The following is a 4,112-nucleotide window of genomic DNA, read 5'->3' as shown; positions in this document are numbered from 1 at the left end:
GGCAAGCTCGGCCGAATCATTGGCCAGCGCCAGGAGGCCGCGCGTGATGTAGAGATAGCCGCCCGGCAGCGCGAAGGCATTGACATTGGGCGAATTCAAAATGGTGATGCGATAGGTCTGTGTCGGGTTGGCGGACACCACCGTCAAACTACCGACCACCTTGGCGACCATGCGCTCGAGCTTGGGATCGGAATATTCGCCGCCATAGGTCGCCAGGATGCGCGGATGCTGCGCCCTGGCCAATTCGGCGAGCTTGTTGTTGGCGCCGACATTGTCCACCGTGATCGGCTTGTCGGAAGGCTGGAAGCCGGATTCCTGAACTTCCGGCGGCGTGAACATCTGGCAGCTTGCCAACGCCACGGCAAAGCCGGCCAGCGCGAGAAAGCGCGCCAGCGGTTTCATTCCCAATGTGTTAGCGCCGATCGCCAGAACGGCTTCCTTTCGGGTCCCGGCACATGACATTGAAAATCGGGGACGATCTTCAGAATGCTCACGTGCCATATCTCAAACTGCTGCAGTATCCGCGGCCCGTCCCAGGGGCGGGCGCCGGATACTGCAGGCAAATCACGGCCTGTGCCGGACCGGTAGGGCGGACCTAGCCACACTCCCCCGGTCATGGCAAGCAAACGCCACATCGCCTGGAGCCGGTTTGACCGTAAATTATGTCCGCTTCCGGGCAACATCGCGTGATGTGGAATATCCGGCACCCGCGCCGATATAGCGCCGGAACGCCTCCGGACCAGCCCCGGCAAAGAAATCATCAGCCTTGCCGGTCGCAGCGACCAACCCATTGTCGACAAACACCATATGCTCGCCGATGCGGCGTGCATCCTCCGGCTGGTGCGTGACGAACAGCACTGTCATGGCGCGTTCGGCATGAACGGCGGCAACCAGGTCCAGCATCTCGTCGCGCAAAGCCGGTCCGAGCGAAGCGAAGGGCTCGTCGAGCAGCAACACCGGTCGGTCGCGCACCAGCACGCGGGTCAGTGCGACGCGCTGGCGTTCGCCCCCCGAGAGCTCGCGCGGCAGGCGTTTCTCCTTGCCCGCAAGACCGGTGCGCGCAAGCGCCTCGGCGACCGCGGCGCGGTCCGCCTCGGTCAGCCGCAGGGATGGCGAACGGCCGAGCCCGACATTCTGCTCGACGGAAAGATGCGCGAAGAGATTGTTCTCCTGGAACACCATCGACACTGGCCGCGCCGAGGCCGGCTCGGCGCTGACATCGACACCGCCGATCAGCACGCGGCCCGACCGTGGGGTCTCGAAGCCGGCGACCAGATTGAGCAGCGTCGACTTGCCCGAACCGCTCGGCCCCATGATGGCGGTGATCGTCGCCGCGGCAAACTCGACATCGAAAACAAGCGGCGCCTCGCCATAGCTGCCATAGCTGAACGACACTTTGTCCAGCCGCACCGGCGCGCCCTTCGCGAGCCCGTTGGCCGCCTTTTCACGCATCACGGACCTCCTCCCTTCCCAGCCAGTGCGCCGCCACGATCAACGCGAGACAGACGAGGCCGAGCAGCAGTGCGAGGCCGGCGGCATCCTCGGTGCGGTAGCTGCCCATCCGAGCCAGAAGAAGGTAGGGCAATGTCTGCACGGAATCACTGCCGAACAAGGCAATGACACCGAGATCGCCGAGCGACAGCGCCATGGCGAAAGCGAAGGCCGTGGCGAGCGGTCGCCGCAGCGACGGCCAGTCGACCAGCATCAGCCGGTTCCAGCCCGCAATGCCGAGCTGTGCACAGAGCCGTTCGTGACGCTCGCTCGCCGCATCATAGGCGGGACGCACGGCGCGGAGCGCAAACGGCATCGCCATCACCGCGTTGACGGTGACGACCATGACCGGGGCGATGGCGAAGACATCGCCGACATGGCGCAACAACAGGAACCAGCCGGCGCCGACGACGATCGGCGGCACGACCAGGACAAAACCGGCGCCTGTATCGGTCGCGTGCTCGAGCAGTGTCTTTGCGCCGGCACGGCGGTTCAGCGCCAGTGCCCGCCGCGCCATGGTCAGCGCCAGCGACAGCATCACCGAAAGCAGCGCCGACAGGAAGGCGAGCGCCGCGCTGGTCAGCGTTGCCTGCCGGACAGTGGCCTCGCCGGCCAAGCGGGCGAGATCGGCACTCAATCCGGCCATCACGGTTGCCGCCATCGGCCCGACGACGAACAGCAGCGCCAGGACGATGAGTAGCGCGTTCAACCAGGTCTCGCTCCGATTGACCGAGAGATAGCGGCGTTGCGCGACCGGCAAATTGGTGTCGCCGACCACATTGGCGCCTAGCCGCGTCAGTGCCAGCACCACGATAAAGGTCAAGGCGATCTGCAGCAGCGTCAGTGCAACGGCCCGTGCGGGATCGAAATCGAAGCGCAGCGCCTGGTAGATGCCGACCTCAAGCGTCGTCGCGGCCGGCCCGCCGCCGAGCGTCAGCACGATCGTGAAGGATGTGATGCAGAGCATGAACACAAGCCCGGCGACGCCGGGCAGTGCGGCGCGCAGCGTTGGCCATTCGATCAGCCGGAACGCCGGCCGCGCCGCCATGCCGAGTTGGCTCGCCAGCCGCCATTGGTCGGCCGGTATGGTCTGCAGCGCCTCGAGGAACAGCCGCGTCGCCAGCGGCAGGTTGAAGAAGACATGGGCGACGAGAATGCCGGACAGGCCATAGATGCCCGGCCAGCTTCCGCCGCCGATAACGGCAAGCACGCCGGCGAAATAGCCGGCACGGCCATAAAGCGCCAGGATGCCGAGCGCTGCAACGATGGCCGGCAGCGCCAATGGCACGGCGAAGATCTGCAGGATGAAGGCGCGGCCGAAGAAACGTGGATGCCGCGACAGAGCGCGCGCCACAAACAGCCCCGGGATGACCGAAAGCAGCGTCGACAGGACCGCTTGCCAGAGCGTGAAGCGAATGACGCGAAGCAGATAGGGATCGAAGGCTGCCCAGGCGCCCGAGAAATCATGGGCGCCCTCGAAAAGCAGGCCGGCAAACGCGCCGCCGATCAGCAGCGCGATTGCAGCGAGCGCTACAATGCCGGCACTGACGCGGGAATCCGTGGAATGCGCCGGCGCCATCGCGCTGCCTATTTGCTCATCACCGCCAGCCATTCATCGACCCAGGCCTTGCGGTTGGCGGCGACCTCTTGCGGGCTGAACAGCAAGGTCTTCGTCGGCTTGACCAGTTTGTCGAAGGCCGGATTGAGCGGCTTGTCGGTCTTGCCTGCCGGGAACATCCAGTTGGTCTCGGGGATGGCATCCTGGAATTTCGGCCCGGTCATGAAGGCCATGAACTTGGCCGCCAGCGGATTCTTGGCTCCTGTCGTGGTGATACCCGCCACCTCGATCTGCAGATACTCGCCCTCCTCGAAGGAGGCCGCCTGGTAGCGCTCCGTGTTCTCGGCGACCATGTGGTAGGCTGGCGACGTCGTGTAGGACAGCACCATCGGCGCCTCGCCCTTGGTGAACAGCCCATAGGCCTCGCTCCAGCCCGGCGTCACGGTCAGCACCTTGGCCTTGAGCTTGGCCCAGGCCTCGGGTGCCTTGTCGCCATAGACCGACTTGACCCAAAGAAGCAGGCCGAGGCCTGGCGTCGAGGTGCGCGGATCCTGGATGACGATCTTGTCGTTGGCACTGCCTTCGATCAGCTCCTTCAGGCTCTTCGGCGGCGTCTTCATCTTCTGCGTGTCATAGACGACAGCGAAATAGCCGTAGTCGAAGGGGACAAAAGTGTCGTCGCTCCAGCCGCCCGGCACATTGACATCCGTCACCGCGCCATGCGGCGCGAACAAGCCTGACGCCTTGGCATCGGCGGTGAGATTGGTATCCAGGCCAAGCACGATATCGGCCTTGGTCGATGCGCCTTCCAATCTGACGCGGTTGAGCAGCGCGACGCCATCGGCGACCGAGACGAAGTCGACGTCGCAGCCGCATTCGGCCTCGAACTCCTTCTTCACCACGGGACCCGGCCCCCAGTCGGCGGTGAAACTCTCATAGGTGTAGACGGTGAGCTTGTCCTTGGCCAAGGCGGGCCCGGACAAGGCCACGACCGTTGCTGAAACAAGAGCGTATAAAAGCGTGCGCATCGGCGCCTCTTTCGTTGGAATTAAAAGAAATTGAG

4 protein-coding genes are annotated in these 4,112 nt (G+C 64.6%); all 4 read right to left on the bottom strand.

Annotated elements, in window-relative coordinates; genetic code table 11:
* A partial coding sequence (locus EN914_RS26805; protein ID WP_164778929.1) for a M48 family metalloprotease occupies window positions 1–402 on the bottom strand: 402 nt, incomplete at its 3' end.
* A gap of 258 nt (window positions 403–660) precedes the next feature.
* Window positions 661–1,452 carry a thiamine ABC transporter ATP-binding protein gene (thiQ, locus tag EN914_RS26800; RefSeq protein WP_024502937.1) on the bottom strand — a complete coding sequence of 264 codons (792 nt, stop codon included), beginning with the start codon at window positions 1,450–1,452 and terminating at the stop codon, window positions 661–663.
* Window positions 1,445–3,070, bottom strand: coding sequence for a thiamine/thiamine pyrophosphate ABC transporter permease (thiP, locus tag EN914_RS26795; protein ID WP_024502936.1), 1,626 nt, complete (start codon window positions 3,068–3,070; stop codon window positions 1,445–1,447). Before thiP ends, thiQ begins: the two co-directional genes overlap by 8 nt.
* Window positions 3,071–3,078: 8 nt before the next feature.
* On the bottom strand, window positions 3,079–4,077 hold the full coding sequence (gene thiB, locus EN914_RS26790; protein ID WP_013529168.1) for a thiamine ABC transporter substrate binding subunit: 999 nt from the start codon (window positions 4,075–4,077) through the stop codon (window positions 3,079–3,081).
* Window positions 4,078–4,112 lie beyond the last annotated feature (35 nt).

Source organism: Mesorhizobium sp. M7A.F.Ca.CA.001.08.2.1 (genome assembly GCF_003998455.1).
GTDB classification, from domain to species: Bacteria; Pseudomonadota; Alphaproteobacteria; order Rhizobiales; family Rhizobiaceae; genus Mesorhizobium; species Mesorhizobium ciceri.
This window is presented reverse-complemented; position numbering and strand designations above follow the sequence as displayed.

What these genes read in the sequence shown, in the direction of transcription:
- thiQ (WP_024502937.1), bottom strand. Translation starts at nt 1,452, where the DNA reads ATGCGTGAAAAGGCGGCCAACGGGCTCGCGAAGGGCGCGCCGGTGCGG.
- thiP (WP_024502936.1), bottom strand. Translation starts at nt 3,070, where the DNA reads ATGGCGCCGGCGCATTCCACGGATTCCCGCGTCAGTGCCGGCATTGTA.
- thiB (WP_013529168.1), bottom strand. Translation starts at nt 4,077, where the DNA reads ATGCGCACGCTTTTATACGCTCTTGTTTCAGCAACGGTCGTGGCCTTG.